Genomic DNA, 264 nt, shown 5'->3' with positions numbered 1-264 from the left:
CCGCATCCCAGACCGATCAGCCAGTTGGCCAAAGAAGAGGGTATCAGCGAGGCCACATTATATAAATGGCGCCAGGAGGCCCGTCAGAAAGGCGTCCTGCTGCCGGATGCCGATACCGAACCGGAAGGATGGAATGCCCGGGACAAGTTTACCGCGGTTGTTGAGACTGCAGGGCTGAACGAGACAGAACTGGGTGAGTACTGCCGTAAAAAAGGCATATTCCCGGAACAGGTTCACCAGTGGCGCCTTGCCTGCGAGAGCGCC

General features: G+C 58.0%; 1 protein-coding gene. It reads left to right on the top strand.

Annotated elements, in window-relative coordinates; all coding sequences use genetic code 11:
* The coding region (locus ACYQ2M_RS25510; protein ID WP_459919206.1) for a transposase at nucleotides 1–264 on the top strand (264 nt) is incomplete at both ends.

Source organism: Desulfocicer niacini, from assembly GCF_054657595.1.
This window is presented reverse-complemented; position numbering and strand designations above follow the sequence as displayed.